Consider the following 25,898-nt stretch of genomic DNA (forward strand, 5'->3'; position numbering starts at 1 on the left):
ACCCGCCGGTCGAGCCACCGGCCCCGCCTGTCACTACCAGGCCGGGCCGATCGAGTCGGCGACGATCTGCGCGGACAGGGTCACCATCGGCAGGCCACCGCCGGGATGGCTGGAGCCACCGACCAGCCACAGGCCCCGGGCCGGTCCCCGGTTGGCCGGCCGGAGCAGGCCACCGGTCGTGCCGTAGATGGTGCCGCCCGGCGCGCCGGTGGCGGTGGCCAGATCGGCCGGGGTGCGCACGTCGCGGAACACCAGCCGGTCGCGGACGTCCACGCCGCGTTCGGCCAGCACGTCCAGGACCCGATCGGCATACGCCTGGGCCAGGCCCGGCCGGCGCCAGTCGATCGCTCCCGGGGCGGTGCCCTGACGGGCGGCGTTGACCAGCACGAACCACGCCTCGTGTCCGGCCGGACGGACTGCCGGGTCGTTCGCCACGGTGACGAAGACCGTCGGGTCGGCGACCGGGCGGGCCCGCCTCCCCCGTCCCGGATCACCGAAGACCGCGTCGAACTCGGCGTCGTAGTCGTGGGGGAAGAAGACGTTGTGGTGGGCCAGCCCGGAGTCGCCGCGTACGCCGAGCAGCAGCACGAACCCGGCCAGGCTGCGGTCGGTGAGCCCGGCCAGCCGGCACGGATCGGGCAGCAGGTCGCGGTAGACGCTGAGCGCGTCGACGTTTGCCACCACCACGTCGGCCGGGACCGGGGTGGTCGAATCGGCGACGCGTACCCCGTGCACCCGGCCGCCCACCGCGTCGATCCGGGTGACCGTGGTGCCGGTGCGCACCACCACCCCCAGGTCCAGGCAGCGTGACAGCAGCGCGTCGGCGAGGGTGCCCAGCCCGCCGCGCAGATACCAGCCGCCGAAGGCCAGCTCGGCGTAGGGGACCGCGACCAGCGCGGCGGGTGCTCGGCGCGGGTCGGCCCCGGTGTAGGTGGCGTACCGGTCCAGCAGCATCCGCAGTCGTGGATCGGAGATCAGGGTGCGACCCAGCCCACGGAGGCTCTGGCCGGGCCGGATCGCGGCCAGGTCGCCCAGCCGCCAGGCCAACCGGGCCAGGTCGCGGGGGGAGTCGACGCGGCGGCGCAGGATGTCGCGTTCGGAGGCCCGCCACACCCGGCCGGCGCGCCGCCACAGTCGCTGCCAGTCGGCGGCGGCCCGGTCCCCGAGGGCCGCGCCGATCCGGGCGGTGAACCCGGCCGGGTCGGCGCAGGAGTCGAGCACCGGGCCGCCACCGGGGAAGACGTGCCGCACGATCGGGTCCAGCGGCACCAGGTCGAGGTACTCGTCGAGCTTCGCCCCGGTCGCTTCGAACAGCTCGTGGAAGACCTCGGGCAGGGTGAGCAGGCTGGGGCCGGTGTCGAAGTGGAACGAGCCCTCGGGGGCGTCCCGGCGGTGCCGTCCGAGTTTGCCGCCGACCTCGTCGGCACGTTCGAGGACGGTCACCTGGTGTCCGGTGACGGCCAGCCGGGCCGCGGTGGCCAGCCCACCCACCCCGGCACCGACCACCACGATCCGCGCCATGCCGCGTCCTCCCAGGCCTATCCGACCGGACGGCCACGCCAGGACAGGCGTCGCCGCTTGCGCAGATGGTACGACCGCAGCGTCAGCCAACCGAGGACCGCGACCGACACGGGGTGGCCCAGCGCGTCGGGCCAGGCCCGACCGCCGGTGGCCCGGGCGCTGACCACCCGCCCGGCCACCCCCGCCAGGTACGCGCCGACGGCGACCCCGGCCACCGTCGGGGCGCCGGCGAGCAGCGCCACGACGGCCACCAGCGGCGGTGCGGTGTAGAGCGCCAGCAGCAGGGTCAGCACCACGGCCGCGGCGGTCGGGTGCCCGAACGAGGCCCACAGCGACTTGGTGTAGCCGTCGCGCAGCTGCGGCCAGTCCTCGTACATCCGGCAGCTGGCCAGCCGGGCGCCGTCGGCGAGGGCGATCCGGCCGCCGGCCCGCTTCACCGCCCGGGCCAGCTCGATGTCCTCCAGCACCTTGTCGGCGACCGCCGCGTGCCCGCCGGCCCGCAGGTAACCGGCCCGGTCGACGACCAGGAACTGCCCGCCGGCCGCGGCCAGCGACGGCCGCGGCGAACGCTCCATCGCCCGCAGCGGCAGGAAGGTCAGCCACAGCCACTGCAACAGCGGCTGCACCAGCCGGTCGGCCACCGTCCGCACCACGATCCGTGGGTACGGCGACAGCAGCGTCGCCCCGGCGGCGCGCAGTTCGGTGACCGCCGCCGCCACGGCGTACGGTTCGAGCACCACGTCGGCGTCCACGAAGACCAGTGCGGTGGTCGACTCCCCGCCGCGGGTGGCCAACTGCCAGCAGGCGTGCGGCTTGCCCAGCCAGCCCGGCGGTGGGGTCGCCCCGGTGAGCAGGGTGACCCGGGGGTCGTCGGCGACCACCGCGCGAACCACCTCGGCGGTGCCGTCGACCGAGCCGTCGTCGAGCACCACGACGCGCAGCCCGGGCACTCCCCGCTGGGCGAGCAGGGCGCGCAGGCACGGGGTGACCCGGGCGGCCTCGTCGCGCAGCGGCAGCAGCACCGTCACCGTCTCGCTGACCTCCACCGGCCGGTCGGTCGGCCGGCGTAGCCAGCGGCCCGCGTTGACCACGGTGTGCGCGGTCAGCACGGTGACACCGAGCAGCAGGATCAGCGCGACGGTCATGCCGCCACGTCGACCGGGGAGCGTGGCGAACCGGTGTCCCGGTCGCGGGTCCGCCGGGCCCGCAGCAGGGCGACGGCCAGTGGTACGGCGACCACCGCCATGCCGGCCGCGCCCCACACCGCCGAGGCGGGCAGGTCGAGGAAGACGGCGTGGGCGAGCACGCTGGAGCCGTACGTCCACAGGTAGAGCGCGTACATCGGATGGTCGCCGGTGCCGGTGGTGGCCACGGTGGATCCCGCGAGCGGGCGCAGCGCGGTCATCATCAGCACCGCGAACAGCAGCCAGCCCAGGTAGTTGCTGACCGGGATGCCGGGCAGTCCGGGCAGGGCCGGTGTGGCATCCCGCCACACCCAGTGCCCCTCGGCCACCATCTGCGGGTCGAGGAAGAGATCCCAGGTGGCCAACCCGACGGTGGCCAGCACGATCCGGCCCGGCCAACGCCACCGACCGGATGACCCGCCGGTGATCCGGGTGGCCGCCAACCAGGCGGGCCAGGCCATCCAGGTCCAGGCCAGCGGGATGATCAGCGGTACTCCGGCCAGTTTCGGGCCGAGCTGGCCGGAGTAGTCGTAGCTGCCGAACGGGAAGCCGGTGGCCACGCCGAGCGCCTCGATGGCGAACCCGCCACCGGTGGCCACCGCGACCAGCGCCGCCGCCGCCCGTGGCCCCCGGGTGGCCAGGGCGTGACCGACCGAGAGCAGGTAGCCGAGCACGACGGTGGCCACGGTCAGCCGGGCCCGGGTGACCCCGCCGGTCAGCGGGTAGCAGATCTGCGCCAGTACCAGCAGGGCCAGCAACGTCCAGGCGTAGCCGCGGGCCGGTGCGCGTGCGGTCATGACCGGGCAGGCGGTGGGGTCGGCACCGACGGCTGTGGTGTCGATCCCGGCACGGGCAGCGGCAGGTCCCGGCCGAGCACCCCGAACGGGCGTTCGTCGCCGGGGAAACGGAAGTCGCGCAGCACGTCGACGAAGCCGAACCGGCGGTACAGCCGCCAGGCGCGCGAGGTCTGCTCGTCGGCCTCCGGGGTGGACAGCAGGGTGGTGGCGCCCTCGGCCATGGTGAGCAGGGCGCGCAGTTGCCCGGCGCCCAGCCCGTGCCCCTGAGCCGGTGGCCGCACGTGCAGCTCGACCACCTCGAAGCAGTCGGTCAGCCAGCGCCGCCGGGTGGGCTGGTCCAGTGCCCGCCAGACCTGGTCGTGCCACCACTGACCGGCGGCACCGACGTAGCCGTACCCGAAACCGGCCAGCTGGCCGGAGCTGGTGAGGCTGGCCACGGCGCGGAAGCCGGGCCGACGTACGTGGGTGGCGATGTAGCCGCGACGGGCCTCCAGCAGGTCGGCGCGGTAACCCATCGCCTCGCCGTAGACGGCCACCACGTCGTCCAGCCGCCGGAGGAGATCGTCCGGCGTCCACCGCACCAACCTCATGCCCGCTCACCCTTCGCCGGGTCACCGTCGTCGGTGACCCACCCCAGTACCGTCCGGTCGCCGACCACGTCCCGCACCTCGAACCGGGCGAAGAGTTCCTCCGCGTACCACCGCTGGGTCTCCGTCCGGATGATCGCGGCCCGGTGCTGCGGGTGACGGTACGCGAACGCCACGAGATCCGCCGGTTCACGCCACACGCTCACCGTGCCCTGCCAGCCCAGGGGTGCCTCGCCGACACCGAAGCGGGCCAGCAGCCCGGGTGCGGCGTGCAGGGCCGCGGCCACCGGCGGGACCGCCCGCCAGAAGGTGAGTGCCCGGGTCGGGCGTAGCCGCGCCCGGGTCAGCGCCAGCACCGGGCCGGTGACCCGGCCGCCGGCGGGCGCACCGAACGGCCGCCGTCCGGACCATTCACCCCGGCTGGTCAGCGGTCGCAGGTCGAGCCGGACGCCCGCGCGGGCGAGACCGGACCAGGCCCGCGCCACCGGCGAGTCGGCGAACCGGGCGGCCGCGGCGGGGGAATCCCAGACCGTCAGCGCCGCCCACCGGGTCAGGTCCGCGTCGCCGGGCCCGAAGCCGGTGCCGGTCCCGGTGCCGAGCAGCTTGCCGAACCGTACGCCGGGCAGGGCACGCAGCCGGCGCGGGTCGACCGCCATCCGGGTCAGTGCCCGGCCCACGGCGGCCGGTGCGATCCGCCACACGTGCAGGGTGACCAGCTCGGGGACGCTCTCCGGGTGACTCACGCCGCCACCTCGCTGCGCTCGCCGCCGGCGCGAGGCACCACTGTGCTGTGCCTGATGGTTCGCTCGCTTCGCTCGTTCACGCCACGTCGGTCGGGGTCCCGCCGGTGACCCGGAGCAGCTCGGCGTAGGTGGTGGGGAAGACCGCCTGTGGTACGCCGCCGGCGGCCCAGATCTCGTCGTACTTGTCCAGGGCGGTGTCGACAAGCGTGCGCAGCGGCTGCGGGTGACCCACCGGGGCGACCCCGCCGATCACCTGCCCGGTGTGTTCCTTGACGAACTGCGGGGTGGCCCGGCGCAGCCGGGTGACGGCGAGCCGGGTGGCCAGCGCGGTGGTGTCCACCCGGTGCGCGCCGGAGGTGAGCACCAGCAGCGGGCTTCCGTCGGCGTCGAAGACGAGCGAGTTGGCGATGGCGCCGACGTCGACGCCGAGTGCCTCGGCGGCGGCCGCGGCGGTGTGCACGGCGTCGGGCAGCAGGCGGACCGTGGCGGGTGCGTCGGAGCCGTTCCGGGCGTTCGCGGCATCGAGCGCGTCCTGCACCGCCCGGACGTTCGGGTGTGACTGCATGCCGCCATTCTTCCCGGTACGCGGACCGCCCGCGCCACCGCCCAAGTTGGTGTGCGTCGTGCGTTGCGTTTTCGTCGGAGGGAGGGTGTACTGTCAGCAGCAGTTAGAACGAGTGTTCGATTGCCTCGAACGTTCGTTCCAACCCCTCTCGGGGGCGGGTGTTTCGCGGCACCGGCTTCCGACAGGTGCGGTGCCGCGGACCGCACCTGGGCTCCGGGCAGTCGCGAGTCCGGGCCCGTCAGGCAGGACCGTCGTCCGCCGCCCAACGACCCCCGGGCGGCGGACGACGGACCCGCCGGTACGCCGGCCGGGTGTGGTGTGGGGAAGCTCCGCACCCGGCCGGCCACCCACCTGGTGCGTCTTCCTCCGCACCGACCGCCGCGGGTTGCCGCGTCGACGGCTCCGACTCCGTCGTGCGCCTGCCCGCCCCGGCTCATCTGGAGGAGACCAATGCCGACCAGCCCGGCTCAGGCGCCGACGGTGCCCGCGAACGTGCTGCCGCACCGTACTCCCGTCCAGTTGCTCGCGGTGGCCCGGCAGGGGCTCGCCGAGGCCGCCCGGACCGGCCCCGATGGCCTCCGGTACGCCGCCGCCCATCTCGCGGCCCTGCGTGCCGCCGCGGCGGTGCTCGCCGCCCGCGCCCGCCCCGCACCCACCCGACGCCACCGGATCACCAGCGTCTGGGTCCTGCTCGCCAGCGTCGCCCCCGAGCTCGACGAGTGGGCCGGCTACTTCGCCCTCGGCGCCGGCAAACGGGCCGCCGCCGAGGCCGGCATACCCCGGGTGGTGACCGCCCGGGAAGCCGACGACCTGCTCCGCGCCGCCGAGGAGTTCGTGACGGTGGTGGAGGCGGCACTCGGCCTGGCCCACCAGCCGGCGATCGACGGTCTCGCCGCCTGAGCCGCGGCGTCCGGCCACCATCGGCGGGACCCTAGGGTGGCCGGACGCCGCCCCGCCACACGCACGTTCTTCTGATCCACGACAGCACCATCCACGGGCCGGATGTCCGTGGCGACGACGGGGGAGGTCCGATGGCGGGCCGCATGGTGGTCGGTTCCGCCGCGCTGGCCGGGCTGGTCCGCCCGGCCAGCGCACCCGACCCGGCGGGTGGGCACCGGGTGCTGCCCGTGCGACCCGAGCTGACCGGGTTGCTGCCCAACCGGGGGCTGCGGCGCGGCAGCACCATCGCGGTCGGTGGCGGGCAGACCCGACCCAGCGGCACCACCTCGTTGTTGCTCGCGCTGCTCGCCGAGGCGTCCCGCGCCGGATCCTGGTGCGCCGTGGTCGGGATGCCGACCTTCGGGGCCGGGGCGGCGGCCGAGGCCGGCATCGTCCTGGACCGGCTCGCCCTGGTGCCGCAGCCCGGTCCCGAGTGGCCCACCGTCGTCGCCGCGCTCATCGACGGGGTCGATGTGGTGGTCACCGCGGTCCCGTCCACCGTCTCCGTCTCCGCCTCCGTCGCCGACCGGCTGGCCGCGCGGGCCCGGCAACGCGGCAGCGTGCTGGTGCCGTACGGCCGGTGGGACGGCGCGGACGTGACGCTCCAGGTGGTCCGTGGGATCTGGCAGGGGCTCGGGCCGGGGCGGGGCCGGTTGCGCCGCCGGGAGGTGACCATCTCGGCTCGCGGGCGGGGCGCCGCCGCCCGACCCCGGGAGGTCAAGGTCTGGCTGCCCGGTGACGAGCTGACCCGGGTCGTACCCGGCCCGGCCGCCGCCGCTCGGTCGGGTGCCACTCGGCTGCGGGTGGTGGCGGGCCGTGGGTGAACCGGTCCGGACACTGCTGCTCTGGTGCCCCGACTGGCCGGTACTCGCCGCCGAGATCGTCGACGGGGTGCCCGCCACCGGGCCGGTCGCCGTGCTGCACGCCAATCGGGTGATCGCCTGTTCCGAGCGGGCCCGCGCCGAGGGGGTACGCCGAGGGCTGCGTCGGCGGGAGGCGCAGGGTCGCTGCTCCGGGCTCACCGTCGTCGACCACGATCCGGGGCGGGACGCGCGGGCATTCGAGCCGGTGGTGGCCGCCGTCGAGGAGGTGGCGGTCGGGGTCGAGGTGATCCGCCCGGGGGCCTGCGCGCTGGCCGCCCGGGGGCCGAGCCGCTATCTGGGTGGTGAGGAGGCCGCCGCCGAGCGGATCGTCGAGCACGTCGCCCTCAGTTGCGCGGTGGAGAGCCAGATCGGTGTCGCCGCCGGGGTCTTCGCCGCCGGTCTGGCCGCCCGCGAAGGGCGGATCGTGCCGCCCGGCGGGACACCGGAGTTCCTGGCCGGTCAGCCCGTCGAGGCGCTCGGCCGGTCCGTCCTGGCCGACCTGCTGCGCCGGCTGGGGGTGCGTACGCTCGGCGACTTCGCCGCGCTGCCCGCCGGCGACGTACTGGCCCGGTTCGGGTTCGACGGGGCGCAGGCCCACCGGCTGGCCGCCGGACGGGACGACCGGCCGCTCGCGGTGCGGCGCCCGCCGGTCGACCTGACGGTCACCGCCGACCTGGACGAGCCGATCGACCGGATCGACGTGGCGGCCTTCGCGGCCCGGACACTGGCCGAGCAACTGCATGAGCGGCTCGCCGGGCACGGACTGGCCTGCACCCGTCTGGGCATCGAGGCGGTCACCGCGCACGGCCAGGAGTTGCACCGGGTCTGGCGGCACGACGGGCTGCTCACCGCGGCGGCGATCGCCGACCGGGTCCGTTGGCAACTGGACGGCTGGCTCTCCGGTGCCCGTCGCGGCGGTGACCGGCCGGCCCGTCCCACCGCCGGAATCATCCGGCTGCGGCTGCTGCCGGACGGAGTGCTGGCCCAGGCCGGCCTGCAACCGGGGCTGTGGGGGGAGACCGGTGCGGAACGCGAGCGGGCGCACCGCGCGCTGAGTCGGGTGCAGGGCCTGCTCGGTCCCGAGGCGGTGGTCACCGCGGTGCTCGGTGGTGGACGGTCCCCGGCCGACCAGACCCGGCTGGTGCCCTGGGGCGACGAACGACTCCCGGCCCGTCCCGGTGGGCGGCGGGCGAGCGCCGGGCCGGCTGTACCGTCCTGGCCGGGGCGACTGCCGCCGCCCTCGCCGGCCGTGGTGCTGCCCACCCCGCTCGCCGCGAGCGTGCTCGACGCCACCGGTGCGCCGGTCGTGGTGAGCGCCCGGCTGGCGATGAGCGCCCCACCGGCCCGGCTGAGCATCGGCACGATGCCGCCGCAGCCCACCGGCTCCACTCCCGCACCCGGTTCCGCCCCTTCGGCCACCGCCCCTTCGGCCACCGCCCCTTCGGCCACCGCCCCTTCGGCCACCGCCCCTTCGGCCACCGCCCCTTCGGCCACCGCCCCTTCGGCCACGGCGGCTTCGGCCACCGCGCTCCGTGGGGGCACGGTCGCGTCGGTCGAGATCGTCGGTTGGGCCGGTCCGTGGCCGGTCGACGAGCGGTGGTGGGCACCGGCCGAGGCCCGCCGCCGAGCCCGGTTCCAGGTCCGCCTCGCCGACGGCAGCGCCCTGCTGCTCGCCGTCGAGTCCGGCCAGTGGCTGGTGGAGGCGATCTATGACTGACGGGGCACTCGGGCCGGCGGGCTTCACCAGTTGCGGCATGTCGGGGCATCCGGGCCGGTTGAGGGCACGAGGCACGGCGTCCTGCGCGACGGCGGGGTGGCGGCGGTGAGTTTCCACAACCCCCGGCTGCCGTGGTCGGAGTTGGAGCGGGTGCTCTCCGGGCGGTCGGGCGGCGGGCAGGGCGGCGGCGGGAAGGGCGGCGGCGGGAAGGGCGACGGTGCGGGGCGGCACCTGCATGTGGTGGATCCCCTGGCGGTCGACGCCGACGGAGGTGACTCGCCGGCCTGGAGCCGGCGGCGGGAGCACTACCGACCGCCGGAGCTGACCCGGCCCGACGACGTGCCGCCGTACGCCGAACTGCACGCACACACCAACTTCAGTTTCCTCGACGGTGCCAGCCACCCCGAGGAACTGGCCGAGGAGGCCGTCCGGTTGGGGCTCACCGCGCTCGCCGTCACCGACCACGACGGTTTCTACGGCGTGGTGCGGTTCGCCGAGGCGGCCCGTGCGCTGGGCCTGCCGACGATTTTCGGAGCGGAGTTGTCTCTCGGCCTGCCTGGTCCGCAGAACGGCGTACCCGACCCGCACGGCAACCACCTGCTGCTGTTGGCCCACGGTCACGAGGGGTACGCCCGGCTGGCGGCGACCATCGCCCGCGCCCAACTGCGTGGCGGTGAGAAGGGCCGCCCGGTCTACGGCGAACTGGAGGAGATCGCCGCCGACCTGCGGGACCACGTGCTGGTGCTCACCGGCTGCCGCAAGGGGCACGTGCCGGCCGCCCTGCTCACCGAGGGGGTCGACGCGGCGGCCCGCGAGCTGGACCGGCTCACCGCACTGTTCGGCGCGGAGACGGTGGCGGTGGAGCTGACCGACCACGGGCATCCGATCGACGGCGACCGCAACGACGCCCTGGCCGAGCTGGCAACCGCCGCCGGCCTGCCCACGGTGGCCACGAACAACGTGCACTACGCGACTCCGGGGCGGCGTCGGCTGGCCACCACCCTCGCGGCCGTCCGGGCCCGGCGCAGCCTGGACGAGATCGACGGCTGGCTGCCCGCGGCGGGTACCGCCCACCTGCGCGACGGCGCCGAGATGGCGGCCCGGTTCGCCGCCTACCCGGGCGCGGTGGCCCGGGCCGCCGAGTTCGGCGCCGAGCTGGCCTTCGATCTTCAACTCGTCGCGCCGCAGCTGCCGGCGTACCCGGTGCCGCCGGGGCACAACGAGATGAGCTGGCTGCGCCACCTCACCGAGCGGGGTGCGCGGGAACGCTACGGCCCGCGCGAGGCGCACCCGCAGGCGTACGCGCAGCTCGACCACGAGCTGAACATGATCGAGGAACTGGGCTTCCCCGGCTACTTCCTGGTGGTGTACGACATCGTCGACTTCTGCCGGCGGGCGGACATCTACTGCCAGGGCCGGGGTTCGGCGGCGAACTCGGCGGTCTGCTACGCGCTGCGGATCACAAACGTGGACGCGGTCCGGCACCGGCTGCTGTTCGAACGGTTCCTGGCGCCCGAGCGCGACGGGCCGCCCGACATCGACGTGGACATCGAGTCCGACCGCCGGGAGGAGGTCATCCAGCACGTCTACGCCCGCTACGGCCGGGAGCACACCGCCCAGGTGGCCAACGTGATCTCCTACCGACCCCGCTCGGCGGTGCGGGACGTGGCCAAGGCGTTCGGCTTCCCACCCGGCCAGCAGGACGCGTGGAGCAAGCAGATCGACCGCTGGGGCGACGTGGCCACGGTGGACGTGCCGGAGATCCCCGAGCAGGTGGTCGCGTACGCCAACGAACTCCAGACGTTCCCCCGGCACCTGGGCATCCACTCCGGCGGCATGGTGATCTGCGACCGGCCGGTGATCGAGGTCTGCCCGGTGGAATGGGGGCGGATGCCCGGCCGCAGCGTGCTCCAGTGGGACAAGGACGACTGCGCCGCCGTCGGCCTGGTCAAGTTCGACCTGCTCGGCCTCGGCATGCTGTCGGCGTTGCACTACGGCTACGACATGATCGGGATGAGCCTGGATCTCGGCGACATGACGCTTGACGACCCCGAGGTCTACGACATGCTCTGCCGGGCCGACTCGGTCGGGGTGTTCCAGGTGGAGAGCCGGGCCCAGATGGCCACCCTGCCCCGCCTGCGGCCCCGCGAGTTCTACGACCTGGTGGTCGAGGTGGCGCTGATCCGGCCCGGGCCGATCCAGGGCGGCTCGGTGCACCCGTACATCCGGCGCAAGAACGGCCAGGAACCGGTGACCTTCGCGCATCCGCTGATGCGCAACGCGCTGGAGAAGACCCTCGGCGTGCCGCTGTTCCAGGAGCAGCTGATGCAGCTCGCCATCGACCTGGCCGGCTTCGACGCGGCCGAGGCCGACCAACTGCGCCGGGCGATGGGCGCCAAACGGTCGGTGCAGCGGATGGAGCAGATCGCCGACCGGCTCTACCGGGGCATGGCGGAGCGCGGCATCACCGGCGAGCTGGCCGACGACGTCTACCGCAAGCTCACCGCGTTCGCCAGCTACGGATTCCCGGAGAGCCACGCGATGAGCTTCGCCTACCTGGTCTACGCCAGCTCCTGGCTGAAGCGCTACCACCCGGGTCCGTTCCTGGCCGCGCTGCTGAGTGCCCAGCCGATGGGCTTCTACTCGCCACAGACCCTTGTCGACGACGCCCGCCGGCACGGCGTGCAGGTACGCCGACCGGACGTCAACGCCAGCGACGCGAAGCCGGTGCTGGAATCCACCCCGGACACCCGCTGGGGCAGCCGGGCGGGTGAACCGCCGCACGCCTGGGGGCTGGGCGGTCCGGCGGTCCGGCTCGGGCTGTCCAGTGTGCGTACCCTCGGCGACGGCGTGGCCGAGCGGATCGAGGCCGAGCGGACAGCGAACGGCCCGTACCGCGACATGCCGGATCTGGCCCGGCGGGTGGGTCTGACCGCCGCGCAGTTGGAGGCGCTGGCCACCGCAGACGCGTTCGCCTGTTTCGGGTTGACCCGGCGGCAGGCGCTCTGGGCGGCCGGCGCGGCGGCCCAGGAGCGGCCCGGTCGGCTGCCCGGCACGGTGACCGGTACGGCGGCACCGGTGCTGCCCGGGATGGAGGAGGTGGACCGGCTGGTCGCCGACGTCTGGGCCACCGGGCTGTCGCCGGAGAACCATCCGGCCCGGTTCATCCGGCCGCAGCTGGACGCCGTGGGCGCGGTGCCGATCGACCGGTTGGGCCGGGTGGAGCCGGGGCGGCGGATCCGGGTCGGTGGGATCGTCACCCACCGGCAGCGACCGGCGACCGCCGGTGGGGTCACCTTCCTCAACCTGGAGGACGAGACCGGCATGCTCAACGTCACCTGCTCGCCGGGGCTGTGGCAGCGGCACCGGCGGGTGGCCCGCACCAGCACGGCGTTGGTGGTGCGGGGCCGGCTACAGCGGCACGAGGGGGTGGTCAACCTGGTCGCCGACCGGCTGGACCCGATCGAAGCGCCGGTCCGCCCCACCTCCCGCGACTTCCGATGACGGCGGGACGACGGCCGACAGGTGCCCCCTGGCGGTCTGCTCCCGGCTGACTAGGCTCGACCGGGTGGAACAGACCCCAGGCCCGGCCGGGCCGCCGCTCACCCCCCGTACCGCCGTGGTCTGGTCGGTGCTGCGCGCCGAGTTGGACCGCCGGCCGGTCGCCGAGCTGACCGTGCTGGACGTGGGGGGTGGCACCGGCGGCTTCGCGGTGCCGCTGGCCCGGGCCGGGCACCGGGTGACCGTGGTCGACGCCAGTCCCGACGCGCTCGCCGCGCTCAGTCGCCGGGCCGCGGAGGCCGGGGTGGCCGGGCGGGTACGCGCGGTGCAGGGTGACGCTGACGCGCTGGCCGGCTTGATCGAACCGGCAAGCGTCGACCTGGCGCTCTGCCACGCCGTGCTGGAGGTCGTCGACGACCCGGCACCTGTGGTGTCCGCGCTGGCCGGCGTGCTGCGACCGGGCGGGGCGGCGAGCGTGCTGGTCGCCGGGCGGGCCGCCGCGGTGCTCGGCCGGGCGATGAACGGGCACCTCGACGTGGCCGCGACGCTGGCCGCCGACCCGGCCGGTGCCGCCGGCACCCGGGACACCCTGCGCCGCCGCTTCGACGTCGAGGGCGCCGCCGCGCTGCTGGCCGCCGCCGGGCTCACCGTCGAGGAGATCCACGGCGTACGCGTCCTGGCCGACCTGCTGCCCGCGGCGGTGGCGGACGGTCAGGCCGCTGCCCTGGTCGAGTTGGAGCGGACGCTGGCCGCGCAACCACCCTGGCGGGACGTCGCGGCCCAGCTGCACCTGTTCGCCCGCCGCCCGGCATGACCGGCCTGATCGGTCGAGCCCGACCGCTGGAGGTCGTCGCGCCGGGCTACGGCGGTGGAAGCCTCGCCGACGTGCTGCCCAGCGCGCTGGCCGTGCTCGGTGTCCCCGGCGCCACGGACCCGCTCGGCCTCGCCGCCGAACTGTCGGGGGTGCGCCGGATCGCGGTGCTGCTTGTCGACGGCCTCGGCTGGTACCAGATCCCGACCGCCGCACCGTACGCGTCGACGCTTACCGGACTGACCGCCGCGTCCGGCCGACCGCTCACCTCCGGTTTTCCCTCCACCACCCCGACCAGCCTGGTCACCCTGGGCACCGGCGCGGCACCCGGTGTGCACGGGGTGCTCGGCTTCACCGTGTGCGTTCCGGGCACCGAACGGGTGCTCAACCACATCGAGTGGCGCGACGGCGATCCCGATCCGCTGCGCTGGCAGCCGGTCCCCACCCAGTTGGAACGGGCGCGGGCGGCGGGTGTGGCGGTGACCGTGGTGAGCCGGCCGGAGTTCGGCGGTACCGGCCTGACCCTGGCCGCGAACCGGGGCGGTGACTACCGGGGTGCGGCCGGGGTCGACGCGGTGGCCGCCACCACGCTGGCGGCGCTGACCGCCGGCCCCGGCCCGACTCTCGTCTCCGCCTACCACCCGGACGTCGACCGGCACGGTCACCTCAGCGGCGTCGACTCGCTGCCGTGGCGGGTGGCGGTGACCGAGTTGGACGGGTTGTTGGCCCGGTTGGTGGACGGGTTGCCGCCCGACGCCGCGCTGCTGGTCACCGCCGATCACGGGCAGCTCGACATCCCCGCCGGAGATCGGTTCGACCTGGACACCGACCCCCGGCTGACCGACGGGGTGCGGGTGGTGGCGGGCGAGCCCCGGGTGCGTTACCTGCATGTCGCCCCGGGGGCCACCGCCGACGTGGTGGCGGCCTGGTCGGCCGTGCTCGGCACCGCCGCCCGGGTGCTGACCCGCGAGGAGGCGGTGGCCAGCGGCCGGTTCGGGCCGGTGGCCGCCGGCCACCTGGACCGGATCGGCGATGTCGTGGTGGTCTGCAACGACACGTACGCCGTGCTGGCCAGTCGGTCGGAGCCGCCGATGGTCTCCCGGTTGGTGGCCTTCCACGGCGCGGACACGGCGGCCGAGATGACCATTCCGCTGCTGGTGGTGCGGGGCTGACCGGCCGGAATGTCACAGCCGCGGGCTAATCTGCGCGGGTGGGCCGCAGCCAGTCGCTACCCCGGGGCGGCGATCCCCGGTTCGGGCCCGGCGCAGACGACGCCGGGTGCCCGATCCTGCACGTCGACATGGACGCCTTCTACGCCTCGGTGGAGGTTCGTCACCGCCCCGAGCTGCGTGGTCGGGCCGTCGTGGTCGGCGGGGTCGGTCCGCGCGGGGTGGTCAGTTCGGCCAGCTACGAGGCCCGGCGGTACGGCGTACGCAGCGCCATGCCCACGATGCGGGCCCGTGCGCTCTGCCCGCACGCGGTCTTCCTCGCCCCCGACTTCGCCCGCTACACGGCGGCCTCGCGGGCGGTCATGCAGATCTTCCGTGACGTCACGCCGCTGGTCGAGCCGCTCTCCCTGGACGAGGCGTTCCTCGACGTCGCCGGTGCTCGGCGACTGTTCGGTCGGCCGGCGACGATCGCTCGCCGCATCCGGGAGCGGGTCGCCGAGGAGCAGGGGCTGACCTGCTCGGTGGGGGTCGGACCGAGCAAGTTCGTGGCCAAGCTCGGCTCGACCCGGGCGAAGCCCGACGGTCTGCTCGTGGTGCCGGCCGACCGGGTGCTCGAGTTCCTGCACCCGCTACCGGTCGCCGCGCTGTGGGGGGTGGGGGAGCGTTCCGAGCAGGCACTGCTGCGGCTCGGTCTGCGTACCGTCGGTGATCTCGCACAGGCTCCGCTGGGCATGCTGCGGACCGCGCTCGGCGAGGCGGCCGCCGCGCACCTGCACGAGCTGTCCTGGGGTCGCGACCCGCGCCGGGTCAGCCCGGAGCAGGCCGAGAAGTCGATCGGTGCGGAAGTCACCTTCGATGTGGACGTCGACGATCCGGACGAGATCCGCCGTACGCTGCTGGCCCTGGCCGAGAAGGTCGGAGCCCGGTTGCGGTCCGCCGGGCAGGTGGGGCGGACGGTCTCGCTCAAGGTGCGCACCGCCGATTTCCGCACGGTGAGCCGGGCCCGCACCCTGGACGTGCCCACCGACGTGGCCCGGGAGATGTTCGACACGTCCTGGGCGCTCTACACCGCGCTGGACCCGGGTGAGCGGATTCGCCTGCTCGGTGTCCGGGCGGAGGGACTGACGGCGGCGGACCAGACGCCGCGGCAACTCGCCCTCGGGCAACCGGAGCGGGGCTGGCGGGAGGCGGAGGTCGCCGCCGACGCGGCGGCTGCCCGTTTCGGGCGGTCCGTCATAGGACCGGCCAGTCTTCTCACCGGGCGCGATCCCCGACGAAATGAAAATCCGACCCGGCCGTAGGTCGTCCCGCTTTCCGACGCGCGAGGGCCCTCGTAGACTTGCGGGTAAGCAGCCGGTTGGCTGCCACGGTCTGTCGGTCCGACCGGACCGACCAACGTGACCGGGGAGGAGTGCCGTGCCGCTCTCGGAGCACGAGCAGCGGCTGTTCGAGCAGATCGAGCGGTCGCTTGCCGAGGACCCCAAGTTCGCCTCGGCCGTGCGCGCCAGCGATCCGCGCTTCCACGCGCGGCGTCGCCTGCTCGTCGCTGCCGGCGTGATCATCGCTGGCCTGGCGTTGCTGGTCTATGGCGCGGTGATCAAAACTCCGCCGCTGGCAGTGGCGGGATTCGTTGTCATGTTGGCCTCGGCCGCGTTCGCGGTGCAGTCGCACCGTCGGGCGCAGTCACCCGACCTGCACGTCGTCGGGGGCACGGCGAGTCGTCGCCGGTCCCGAGGTCGTGCCGGCCGGAGGTCGGGTTTCCTCGACCGGATGGAGGACCGGTGGCGGCAGCGCCCGGAGGGGCACCGCTGAACCCGTTCCGCCGCTGACGAGGAAGCACGTCACCCCGGGCCGACCGCCCGGGGTGAGTGGCGCGCAACCGGCCAGAGTGCCGCGCGAGGCTTCGTGTTGCCCGCCTGTCGCTGTTAGCTGTCGCCCGTCGCTGTTCGCTGTAGCCGGTCGCTGTCACCTTGCCGTTGCTGTCGGATCGCCGGCAGGCGACGCGCCGAGCAGACTGATCGTGACTCACCGGATGCCGGTCGGCGGCCCGTTGCCGGCGACCCACGATGGTGTCGCCGGCAACGGGATCAGCACACCGCGTGGCTGGCTGGCGTTCAGCGACCCGCGCGGCTGGCGATCAACCGGCGCGGACTGAACCGCAGCAGCCTCCGGCGCACCTGCCCGGCCGAGTTGACCAGTCGTGACGAGTTGTCCGCGATGGCGGTGCGCCACCGGGACAACACCGACGGCGGCAGCATGGTCGCCACCAACCGGGTCCGCCGGTCGGCCTGCCCGGCGAGCGCGCCGCGTACCGTCCGCAGGGCCGCCGGCAGCGGTTCGCCGGTCAACGGGTCCCGGGCGTAGCGGGCCCGCTCCTCCGCCCGCCCGAGCAGGCGTACCGCCGACTCGGCGTCGGTCTGCGCGGCCAGGCGCTCCCGGGCCACCCGCTCCGCCGTGGCGCGTGGGGTTTCCGTCCGATCCACCCCGACCCGGTAGTCGACAAGCGTGTCGATCAGTTCGTCCCAGGCGGCGTGCGCGTCGGCCCGCGCCCGGTCCGGATCGGTGGTGACCACCACGAGCGGTTGCCCGGTCGCGGACGGGTCCGCGTCCGGCACGTCGACCGTCCGCACCGCTGGTGCCGGCCGGCCCCGACGGCGGCGCAGCGCGAGCCGGCGCAGTGCGGGCACGGTGAGCAGCACCAGCAGCGCCAGGACGCTGGCGGCGACCAGCCACGGCCAGACGGGCGTCTGCTCGGCGGGAGTGTCGGAGCCGAGCGCCGCACCCGGGTCCTCGCCCTCCTCGAACTGGTTCGGTCCCTGCTCCGCCTCGGCTGACGGATCCGTCTCCTCGGGCGTGTCCGAGTTGCCACCCTGCGGTGTGCTCTCCTCCGGGGCGTCCACGTCCGGCGCCCACGCCGAGCGGGTCGAGCCTGGCACGCCGTAGGCCGGGGTGGCGTCGAAGGGCACCCAGCCGATCTGGTCGAAGTAGACCTCTGTCCAGGCGTGCAGGTTGCGGTTGGTCAGGGTGAGGGTGTCATCGCTGCGCCGGCTGCCGTTGGTGAACCCGAAGGCGACCCGGGCCGGGATCCCCGCGTCGCGGACCATCCAGGCCAACGCCGCGGCGTACTGCTGGCAGTAGCCGACCTTGTTGTCCAGGAAGTCGAGAATCGCCTGTCCACTGGTGCCCTGCTCGGTGCTGAGTTGGTAGCTGAAGCCGTTGTCCTCGGAGAAGTAGTCGTAGATGGCTCGCACCTTGTCGTACTCGGTGCGCGCCCCCCGGATCAGGTCCTCCACCAGGGCACGGACCTCCGGCACGTCCGGCGTCACGGTCTGCTGCCGGCGCAGCGGCAGGTCCGCCGGCAGCGGCTGAGCCCGCCGCAGCGCCTGCGGACTGTACGACGAGCGCACGTAGTCGAAGGAGTACTCCTTGCCCCGGGAGTTTTCCCGGTTGGAGAAGACGACCTGCAGGTTCGGGTCGTAGAACCAGTTGTTGCCCAGATCGGCGAAGCTGACCGGTTCGGCGTAGACCGGCAACAGTGGCATGTTCAGCTCACGGCTCACCTGCACGGTGGCCCGTTGCCGGGTGCGTTGGATGCCCGGCGCCGACCGCCCCGAGGGATCGGGCAGGTCGCCGGTGACCCGCCGACCGTTCGGGCCGCGCACTCGGAAGCCGTCGGTACGCAGGTCGTCGGCGACGCCGAAGCGCAGATAGAACGGCTCATCCTCGGTGGTGGTGACCCTCACCAGGTCGGTCACCTGGGACTGGTTGAGCTGGCCACTGAGCGCGGCGAAGAGGTCGACCCGGCCGGGGGAGCCACCGAAGCCGGGACCGATGCCGGAACCGGTGCCCGAGTTGAGCGTGGTCATCAACCCGGCGGTCATTCCCGGCACGGCCAACGGCACCAGCACGGCCAGTGCGAGGCCCACCACCGCCAGTCGCCGGCCGGCGGCGGCCAACGGCGAGGACTCCCAGACGTCGACGTCACGGCCGTCGCCGGTGAACCGCCGGCCGAACCGGCGGACCCGGTCCACGTTGTCGGTGACCAGCAGCCACAGGAAACCGGCGGCACCGATCGCGAACGGCACCGGCGGGACGCTGTCCACGTAGACCGCCACCGGCACCGAGTAGATGGCCAGCATGGGCAGCCCGGCCAGGGCGGGGCGGCGCAGTCCGACGCAGAGCACGTCCACCAGCACCGCCACCCCGCCGATGCCGAGCACGGTGACGAACAGCAGCGGGTCGGTGTCCGGGACCTTCACGCCGTGGGAGCGCATGTCCTCGACCGAGTTGCCGAGCAACTCGGCGAAGTGCCCGAAGGTGGCCGGGGTGGGCAGCACCGCCAGCAGTTCGGAGCCGCTGGGGAACAGCCAGGTCAGGGCCAGCGTGAGACCGCCGACCATGGCCAGGATCTGCACCCACAGCGGGGTCCGGCCGAGCCGGGCCAGCGACGCCGCGGCGGCCACCGCGGCCACCGCGATGACTGCCTGGACCAGCCACGTCCAGCGGTCGAAGATGGCCGACAGTGGTGCTGCCGCGAGCAGCGTCGCGCCGGCGGCCACCAGGCCCAGGTTCCGATGGGCGATCATGAGGGGGACCTTCCGTTCATCGCACGCCACCGGCCACGGTCTCGGCCATCGCCGCGCGCAGCGCGAACCCCTGCGAGCCCCGCCCCGCCTGCGGCCAGAGCGCCGGTAGCCGGCCGCCGTGGTCGACGCCGATCACCCGCCAGCCGGAATGCAGCAGCGCCAGCGCCGCGGCGTCGTGCGCCTGATCGGCCTCGGCCCGCGCGGGCGTCGGCAGGTTCAGCCAGGCGGAGCTGTCCAGCAGGAAACAGACACAGGTGGCGCCGTTGGCCCGAAGCCCGGCCAACAACTCCGCCTCGGCGGTGCTCAGCGACCCGAACAGACCGATGATCAGCCCGCCGTCGGCGCGTTGCCGTACGTGCTGCACCAGGGTGGTGATCTCGACCCGCTGGTCGAGCCGGACCTCCGCGAGCTGGTCGAGCAGCAGGCCGTCGCCGGCGCCCTCGGTGGCGTCGACGTCCGCGCCCGAGCCGGTGACCAGGCGTAGCTTGTACCCGGCCTGCCGCAGATGCACCGCGATGCTGGCGGCGGCCGACACCGCCCACTCGAAGCTGGCCGTCGGACCGTCGCCCTGATGTCCGTACGCGCGGGTGTCCAGCAGCACCGTGGCCCGGCTCTCCCAGGGCTGCTCCTCCCGGCGCACCATCAGCTCGCCGGTGCGCGCGGTCGACTTCCAGTGCACCCGGCGCAGGTCGTCGCCGCGCCGGTACTCCCGGGTGGCCGCGTCGTCCTCGCCGTGCACCGCCACCGAGCGGGCCCGACTCTCGCCGCTGCCGGCGTACTCACCGGGCAGCCGCACCGACGGCAGCGGGACCACCTGCGGAACGACGGTGAGCCGGTCGGTGCCCGGGAAGGCGCGACTGAGTTCGCAGAGGCCGAACGGGTCGGTCATCCGGACCACCAGCGGCCCCACCTCGTACCGGCCACGCACGTCGGCGCGCACCGTGTACGCCACGGAACTGGCCTGGTGCGCGCCGAGACGTTCCAACACCACCCGAGGGCGGCTGCCGAGGGCGTACGGGAGCCGGTCCTCCAGCAGCAGGGTGCCGGTGGGCAGCCGGGACATGTTCTGCAGGCGCAGCACCACCCGGGCGGTCGCGCCGACCGGCACCCGGTGCGGCTCCAGCGACCGGTGGCAGGCGAGCTTGTAGCGGCTGCGGCCGACGTAGAGCGCGGCGAGCAGCGGCAGGACGGCCAGCAGCACGGCCACCCGCAGCAGGTCCTTCTCGCCGAGGATGCCGGCGGAGATGGCCGCCGCCACCGCCGCGGCCAGGAAGGAGCGGCCGCGGGTGGTCAGCCCGCGCAGCCCGTCACGCACGTCACGGCCTCCGCGGCTCGAAGGGGGCCCGGCCGTTACCGCTCGGTGGCCGGGTGTCGTAGGGCGAACGCTTGCGGTCGTGCGGCAGCGGCAGCCGGTGCACCAGGTCGGCGACGATCGCGTCGGTGGTACGCCGGGCGAGCTGGGCGTCGGCCGTGGGGATGATCCGGTGCGCCAGCACCGGCACGGCGAGCACCTGGAGGTCGTCGGGCAGGACGTAGTCACGCCCGTCGAGGGCGGCCACCGCGCGGGCGGTGCGCAGCAGTTGCAGGGTGCACCGGGGGGAGGCGCCCAGGCGCAGGTCGGGTGACTCGCGGGTGGCGGTGACCAGGTCGACCGCGTACTGCTTGACCGCGTCGGCGACGTGCACCTGCCGGACGTGACCGATCAGCCGGCGTACGGTGTCGGCGTCGGAGACCGGCCGCAGCCCGGACAGCGGGTCGACCGCACCGTGCCCGTCGAGCATGGCCAGTTCGGCGGTCGGGTCCGGGTACCCCATGGCGATGCGGGCCGTGAACCGGTCGCGCTGCGCCTCCGGCAGCGGGTAGGTGCCCTCCATCTCGATCGGGTTCTGAGTCGCGATCACCATGAACGGCGTCTGCAACTGGTAGGTCACCCCGTCGACGGTGACCTGCCGTTCCTCCATGCACTCCAGCAGCGCGGACTGGGTCTTCGGCGAGGCCCGGTTGATCTCGTCGCCGACGACCAGGTTCGCGAAGACGGCACCCGGACGGAACTCGAAGTCGTGGGTCTCCTGGTTGTAGACACTGACCCCGGTGACGTCGCTGGGCAGCAGGTCGGGCGTGAACTGGATGCGGCGCACCGAACAGTCGATCGACCTGGCCAGGGCCTTGGCCAGCTTGGTCTTGCCGACGCCGGGCACGTCCTCGATGAGCAGGTGACCCTCGGCGAGCAGGACGGCCAGCGCCAGCCGCACGGTCGCGGTCTTGCCTTCGATGACCTGTTCGATGTTGGTCACGATCGCGTCACTGGCGGCGCGGAACTCGTCGTACGGCAGCAGACCGCCAACGTCGTCCCAGGTCTGTTGTGTCACGGGCCTCCTCCTCGTCGCCGTCACGGCAGCTCTCTACAAGAGCACCTGGCCCCGCCGTTTCGTTCGCGACGTGTGAGCCTCATGTGCCGCGGCAATCTCACTGGCCTCTCAGGCTAACCATGTTTGTCGTCAACGCCGACCGCCGCAGGTGTTTGAGCGCTTACGCAGTGATTTGTCATCACGCAGCGCATGTCATCGGTTCTGCCGGGTAAGCGGCCCCGAATCCGCCGGCCCGGGACGGGAGGGACATGCCGGAGACGACGCTGCCGATCAACCTCGGCACCTGGCTGCTGGCGATCAGCCCCATCCTGCTGCTCCTGCTGCTGCTGGCGGTGCTGCGGTGGAAGGCGCCACAGGCCGGCCCGGTCGGCATGTTCCTCGCCGTCGCGGTCGCCGTGCTGTTCTTCCGTACGCCGTGGGAGTCGGTCGCGGTCGGCGCCGGCAAGGGTGTCTGGGACGCCGTGTTCATCCTGCTGGTGATCTGGCCGGCGTTGCTGCTCTACCGCATCGGTACCGCCTCCGGTGCCTTCGACGCGTTGCGTCGGGGGCTGTCCCGCTACAGCCGCAACCACGTCTTCCTGGTGCTCGCTTTCGGCTGGGTCTTCGCCTCCTTCATGCAGGGCATCGCCGGCTTCGGCGCGCCCATCGCGATCGTGGCGCCGCTGCTGCTCGCGATCGGGGTACGGGCCGTCTACGCCGTGGTGATCCCGCTGATCGGGCATGCCTGGGCGAACATGTTCGGCACCCTGGCGGTGGGCTGGCTGGCCACCCTCCAGGTGGTCGATCTCGAGGACGAGCTGACCACCACGCTGATCACCGCGGCGCTGCTGGCTCCGGTGACCCTGATGGCGGGTGCGGCCATCGCCTGGATGGCCGGCAAGGGTCCGGCGCTGCGGCTGGCCTGGCCCTTCATTCTGATCATCTCGGCCATCCACGGCGGTCTCCAGTTCGTGATCATGTACTGGGAGCCGGTGCTGTCGACCTTCCTCGCCGCCACCGTGGCGCTTGTCGCGCTCTACCCGCTGTCCCGCTGGTCCCGCTACCGGGAACCGGCCCGGAGCGTCCCGGACCGCCCGGCGATGAAGCCGGAGGCCGGGGAGACGGCCGAGGACGAGGACGAGCACGCACCGACGATGAGCCTGTCCTGGGCGCTGTTGCCGTACGCGGTGCTCACCGCCGTCGCCGTGTTCACCCTCGCGGTGCCGCCGGTCGAGGCGGCGCTGGACCGGATCGAGTTCGGTCTGCCCTTCCCGGAGGCCGACACGGGCTACGACGTGGTCACCGAGGCGGAGCAGCCCTACTCCGCGATCGCTCCGTTCACCCATCCGGGCTTCTCGCTGATCGTCGCGGTGCTGGTCACCTGGCTCGTGTTCCGTGCCAGGGGCTTCTTCGCCGCCCGGGCCGAGCGGCAGGGACGGCAGCCGGTCTGGTCGAGCCTGGCCGCCGACGCCACGCCGGCCTCGGTGGCCATCCTGTCCTTCCTGATCCTGGCGGGGGTGATGGAGCACTCGGGGCAGACCGACCTGCTGGCCCAGGGCATCGAGCAGATCTCGCCACCTCTGCTGTACGCCTTCGCCGCGAACCTCATCGGCTTGATCGGCGCCTTCATGACCTCCAGCAACACCGCCTCGAACGTGCTGTTCGGCCAGTTGCAGCAGGGCGTGGCGTCCGGCACCGGCCTGTCCGAGAGCGCGGTCATCGGTGCGCAGAGCGCCGGCGGGGCGATCGGCAACGCCATCGCCCCGGCCAACATCGTGCTCGGCACCGGCACCGCCGGCATCGTCGGGCAGGAGGGCGCGGTGCTGCGCAAGACCCTGCCGTGGACCCTGACCGCCGCCGTGGTGATCGGGCTGCTGACCCTGCTGTTCGTCTGACCGGAAGGAGTCGACAGTGAGCGAGCTGCGATGGCTGCTGCTGGCGATGGTGCTGTTCCTGCTGGCTCTGCCCGCGTTGAGCCTGGGCACCGACGGCGGGTTGCCGGCGTTGTGGTGGACCGGGCTGGCCCTGGTGGCCGTCGCGGCGGCGATCCCGGTCGTGCTGCGGTTCGCGCCGTCGGGCGGTGCGGACTGACATGGCCGCGTACCGGGAGATCTACCGCGAAACCGGCGACGGTGGGGTGCAGCTGGGAGCCAGCGCCGACCGCTGGTACCTCTACGAGGACCACGTCCACCTGGCACCGCACCACACCGAGGGACAACTGGTGCGGTTCGACGCCGAGTTGCTGCCGTTCGTCGACAACCTGGACCGGGGCGCGCTGGCGGTGGTGGACATGCAGAACGACTTCTGTGCGCCGGGCGGCTGGACCGAACGTTCCGGGCTCGACCACGAGGCGTGCCGGGCGGCCATCCCGGGTGTGCAACGGGCGATCGACGCCGCCCGGCGACACGGCATGTTCGTCATCTGGATCTACTGGCACAACCGGCCGGACCTGCGCAATCTCGGCGCGCCGACGCTGCACTCGTTCAAGCACCGCCTCGATCAGGCCGGAATCGGGGAGGACCTGGACAACGGCGCGGTGCTCACCGCCGGGTCGTGGGGCGCGGAGATGGTCGACGAGCTGAAGGGCTACCTGGTCGACGACGACATCCACGTCGAGAAGGTGCGGATGAGCGGCTTCTACGGCACCCATCTCGACCAGGTGCTACGGACCCAGGGCATCCAGACCCTCTACGTCTGCGGCGTCAACGCCGACCAGTGCGTCAGCACCACCCTGGAGGACGCCTACTTCCGTGACTACAACCCGGTGCTCATCGCCGACGCCACCGCCACGTCCAGCCCTGCGTACTGCAAGGACGCGGTGCTGTTCAACACCAAGCAGTGCTGGGGTTTCGTCACCACCACCGACGCCTTCGCCAACCCGCAACCGTACGAGCGGAAAGGGAGGCCATGACCGCACCCCACGGACCCCGCACCGGTCGGCCGCCCACCCGCGCCGACCGCGGCATGGTCGCCTCGCCGCATCACCTGGCCAGCGGTGCCGGGTTGGCGGTGCTGCGTGCCGGCGGCAGTGCGGTGGACGCCACGATCGCGGTCAACGCACTGCTCTGCGTCGCGTACCCGCACATGGCGGGCCTCGGCGGTGACGGCTTCTGGCTGCTGGCCGAGCCGGATGGTGCGGTGCACGCGCTGAACGCCTCCGGCCCCGCGGCCCAGGCAGCCACTCGCGACTACTACGGCGAGCGGGGCCACACCGACGAGGTGCCGTCGCGCGGTGCCCTGTCGGCGCTGACCGTGCCGGGTGCGGTCGACGGCTGGCGGCTGGCCCACGAGCGGTACGGCCGGTTGCCCTGGGCCAGCCTGTTCGACGACGCCATCCACTACGCACGGCACGGAATCCCGGTGGCCCGCTCGCTCGCCGACTGGTTGGTGGAGGATCTCGATCTGCTCGGCGCGGAGCCCACGACCGCGCGGCTGTTCGCGCCGCAGGGTCGGGCGCGGCGTGAAGGTGAGCGGATCGCGCAGCCGGAGTTGGCCCGCTCGCTGGAACTGATCGCCACCCAGGGGGCCCGCGCCGGATTCTACGAAGGTGACCTCGGCCGGCGCTTCTGCGCCGGGATCGCCGAGCAGGGCTCGCCGCTGCATCCGGACGACCTGGCCGCCTACCAGGCCCACTGGGAGGCCCCGATCGCCACCGACTACCGGGGCCACACGGTGTACGAGTTGCCGCCGAACACGCAGGGCTTCGCCGCCCTGCAGATCCTCAACCTGATCGAGGGCTACGACGTGGCCGCCTGGGGTGACGGCACCCCGGACTACTACCACCACCTGGCGGAGGCGGTGAAGCTGGCCTTCGCCGACCGGGACGAGTGGCTCACCGACCGGCACTGGGTGGACATCCCGATCCCTGAGCTGCTCGACAAGGCGTACGCTGCGGGGCGCCGCGAGTTGATCCGGCCGGACCGGGCGATGCTGATGGCCGACGTCGAGCCGGGAATCCGCTTCGGACCGAAGGCGCGTCGGCGCGCACCGCAGGGCGACACCTGCGCGTTCTGCGTCGTCGACGAGCGCGGGCTGGTCGTGTCCGCCATTCAGTCGATCTACCACGACTTCGGCTCGGGGATCGTCTCCGGTGACACCGGGATCATCCCGCAGAACCGGGGCTCGTTCTTCTCGCTGGACGAGCGACACCCGAACCGGATGGAGCCGGGGAAGCGGACCTTCCACACCCTCATACCCGGGCTGGTCTGCGTCGACGGCCGGCCGTGGTTGGCCTTCGGATCGATGGGGGGCGAGGGGCAGCCGCAGACCCACGCGGCGCTGCTCACCCGCCTGATCGACTTTGGTTACGACGTGCAGCAGGCGATCGAGTCACCCCGCTGGCTGATGGGTCGCACCTGGGGCACCACCGCCCAGGACCTCTCCCTGGAAGGGCGCATCTCCGACGAGGTGGTGCGGGAACTGCAACGCCGTGGCCAGCCGGTGCGGATGCTGCCGAACTGGGACGACAACATGGGCCACGCCCAGGCGATCCGGATCGACGCCGAACGGGGCCTGTTGGAGGCGGGCGCCGATCCGCGTGGTGACGGTGCCGCGATCGGCTATTGAG

At 73.6% G+C, this 25,898-nt stretch carries 21 protein-coding genes; 12 read left to right on the top strand and 9 right to left on the bottom strand.

What is annotated here, in order from left to right:
* Window positions 1–33 precede the first annotated feature (33 nt).
* From ACFY2A_RS13480 to ACFY2A_RS13505, 6 genes are all read right to left on the bottom strand, one after another.
* Window positions 34–1,521 carry a phytoene desaturase family protein gene (locus tag ACFY2A_RS13480; RefSeq protein ID WP_387171441.1) on the bottom strand — a complete coding sequence of 496 codons (1,488 nt, stop codon included), beginning with the start codon at window positions 1,519–1,521 and terminating at the stop codon, window positions 34–36.
* Between the two features lie 17 nt (window positions 1,522–1,538).
* Complete coding sequence (locus tag ACFY2A_RS13485; protein WP_387171443.1) at window positions 1,539–2,666, bottom strand: glycosyltransferase; 1,128 nt, start codon at window positions 2,664–2,666, stop codon at window positions 1,539–1,541.
* On the bottom strand, window positions 2,663–3,502 hold the full coding sequence (locus tag ACFY2A_RS13490; RefSeq protein WP_387171445.1) for a carotenoid biosynthesis protein: 840 nt from the start codon (window positions 3,500–3,502) through the stop codon (window positions 2,663–2,665). The genes ACFY2A_RS13485 and ACFY2A_RS13490 overlap by 4 nt, the downstream gene beginning before the upstream one ends.
* Complete coding sequence (locus tag ACFY2A_RS13495) at window positions 3,499–4,092, bottom strand: GNAT family N-acetyltransferase (RefSeq protein WP_363924472.1); 594 nt, start codon at window positions 4,090–4,092, stop codon at window positions 3,499–3,501. The genes ACFY2A_RS13490 and ACFY2A_RS13495 overlap by 4 nt, the downstream gene beginning before the upstream one ends.
* Complete coding sequence (locus ACFY2A_RS13500) at window positions 4,089–4,832, bottom strand: monooxygenase (RefSeq protein WP_363924471.1); 744 nt, start codon at window positions 4,830–4,832, stop codon at window positions 4,089–4,091. Before ACFY2A_RS13500 ends, ACFY2A_RS13495 begins: the two co-directional genes overlap by 4 nt.
* Window positions 4,833–4,908: 76 nt before the next feature.
* Window positions 4,909–5,397, bottom strand: a complete 489-nt coding sequence (locus ACFY2A_RS13505; protein ID WP_363924470.1) for a YbaK/EbsC family protein — start codon at window positions 5,395–5,397, stop codon at window positions 4,909–4,911.
* 450 nt (window positions 5,398–5,847) lie between these two features.
* On the opposite strand from ACFY2A_RS13505, the gene ACFY2A_RS13510 reads away from it, so the two are divergent.
* The 8 genes from ACFY2A_RS13510 to ACFY2A_RS13545 all read left to right on the top strand — a co-directional run bounded on the left by ACFY2A_RS13510 (window position 5,848) and on the right by ACFY2A_RS13545 (window position 16,209).
* Complete coding sequence (locus ACFY2A_RS13510; RefSeq protein WP_093401173.1) at window positions 5,848–6,297, top strand: SAV_6107 family HEPN domain-containing protein; 450 nt, start codon at window positions 5,848–5,850, stop codon at window positions 6,295–6,297.
* Window positions 6,298–6,428: 131 nt separating this feature from the next.
* Window positions 6,429–7,160, top strand: coding sequence for a hypothetical protein (locus tag ACFY2A_RS13515; RefSeq protein ID WP_387171448.1), 732 nt, complete (start codon window positions 6,429–6,431; stop codon window positions 7,158–7,160).
* On the top strand, window positions 7,153–8,916 hold the full coding sequence (locus ACFY2A_RS13520; protein WP_387171450.1) for a DNA polymerase Y family protein: 1,764 nt from the start codon (window positions 7,153–7,155) through the stop codon (window positions 8,914–8,916). Before ACFY2A_RS13515 ends, ACFY2A_RS13520 begins: the two co-directional genes overlap by 8 nt.
* A 105-nt stretch (window positions 8,917–9,021) precedes the next feature.
* Complete coding sequence (locus ACFY2A_RS13525; protein ID WP_387171452.1) at window positions 9,022–12,420, top strand: error-prone DNA polymerase; 3,399 nt, start codon at window positions 9,022–9,024, stop codon at window positions 12,418–12,420.
* A gap of 46 nt (window positions 12,421–12,466) precedes the next feature.
* A complete protein-coding gene (locus tag ACFY2A_RS13530) occupies window positions 12,467–13,231 on the top strand; it encodes a methyltransferase domain-containing protein (protein ID WP_387171745.1) in 765 nt (254 codons plus the stop codon).
* Complete coding sequence (locus ACFY2A_RS13535) at window positions 13,228–14,400, top strand: nucleotide pyrophosphatase/phosphodiesterase family protein (protein ID WP_363924466.1); 1,173 nt, start codon at window positions 13,228–13,230, stop codon at window positions 14,398–14,400. The genes ACFY2A_RS13530 and ACFY2A_RS13535 overlap by 4 nt, the downstream gene beginning before the upstream one ends.
* 38 nt (window positions 14,401–14,438) lie before the next feature.
* A complete protein-coding gene (locus ACFY2A_RS13540; RefSeq protein WP_387171454.1) occupies window positions 14,439–15,698 on the top strand; it encodes a DNA polymerase IV in 1,260 nt (419 codons plus the stop codon).
* Between the two features lie 115 nt (window positions 15,699–15,813).
* Window positions 15,814–16,209 (top strand): DUF3040 domain-containing protein, encoded by a 396-nt coding sequence (locus tag ACFY2A_RS13545; RefSeq protein ID WP_099850992.1) that lies wholly within the window; start codon window positions 15,814–15,816, stop codon window positions 16,207–16,209.
* 302 nt (window positions 16,210–16,511) lie between these two features.
* Here the strand turns inward: ACFY2A_RS13545 and ACFY2A_RS13550 are convergent, their stop codons facing one another.
* The 3 genes from ACFY2A_RS13550 to ACFY2A_RS13560 are packed head-to-tail and all read right to left on the bottom strand — an operon-like array spanning window position 16,512 to window position 21,352.
* On the bottom strand, window positions 16,512–18,983 hold the full coding sequence (locus ACFY2A_RS13550) for a DUF3488 and DUF4129 domain-containing transglutaminase family protein (protein ID WP_387171456.1): 2,472 nt from the start codon (window positions 18,981–18,983) through the stop codon (window positions 16,512–16,514).
* A 16-nt stretch (window positions 18,984–18,999) separates the two neighbouring features.
* Complete coding sequence (locus ACFY2A_RS13555; protein WP_387171458.1) at window positions 19,000–20,298, bottom strand: DUF58 domain-containing protein; 1,299 nt, start codon at window positions 20,296–20,298, stop codon at window positions 19,000–19,002.
* Window position 20,299: 1 nt separating this feature from the next.
* A complete protein-coding gene (locus ACFY2A_RS13560; RefSeq protein ID WP_093401166.1) occupies window positions 20,300–21,352 on the bottom strand; it encodes a MoxR family ATPase in 1,053 nt (350 codons plus the stop codon).
* Window positions 21,353–21,600: 248 nt separating this feature from the next.
* Here ACFY2A_RS13560 and ACFY2A_RS13565 point away from each other — a divergent pair, with 248 nt between their 5' ends.
* Genes ACFY2A_RS13565 through ggt form a run of 4 tightly spaced genes read left to right on the top strand, consistent with a single transcriptional unit; the run spans window position 21,601 to window position 25,897 of the window.
* The gene (locus ACFY2A_RS13565) at window positions 21,601–23,226 is read left to right on the top strand and encodes an L-lactate permease (RefSeq protein ID WP_387171460.1); all 1,626 of its coding nucleotides are present in this window, start codon (window positions 21,601–21,603) and stop codon (window positions 23,224–23,226) included.
* Between the two features lie 16 nt (window positions 23,227–23,242).
* Window positions 23,243–23,422, top strand: a complete 180-nt coding sequence (locus tag ACFY2A_RS13570; RefSeq protein ID WP_363924461.1) for a hypothetical protein — start codon at window positions 23,243–23,245, stop codon at window positions 23,420–23,422.
* Window positions 23,412–24,242, top strand: a complete 831-nt coding sequence (locus ACFY2A_RS13575) for a cysteine hydrolase family protein (RefSeq protein WP_387171463.1) — start codon at window positions 23,412–23,414, stop codon at window positions 24,240–24,242. Before ACFY2A_RS13570 ends, ACFY2A_RS13575 begins: the two co-directional genes overlap by 11 nt.
* Window positions 24,239–25,897, top strand: a complete 1,659-nt coding sequence (ggt, locus tag ACFY2A_RS13580) for a gamma-glutamyltransferase (RefSeq protein WP_387171465.1) — start codon at window positions 24,239–24,241, stop codon at window positions 25,895–25,897. The genes ACFY2A_RS13575 and ggt overlap by 4 nt, the downstream gene beginning before the upstream one ends.
* Window position 25,898: the final 1 nt, after the last annotated feature.

The sequence above is a fragment of the Micromonospora sp. NPDC000442 genome (genome assembly GCF_042898635.1).
Taxonomy (GTDB): domain Bacteria; phylum Actinomycetota; class Actinomycetes; order Mycobacteriales; family Micromonosporaceae; genus Micromonospora.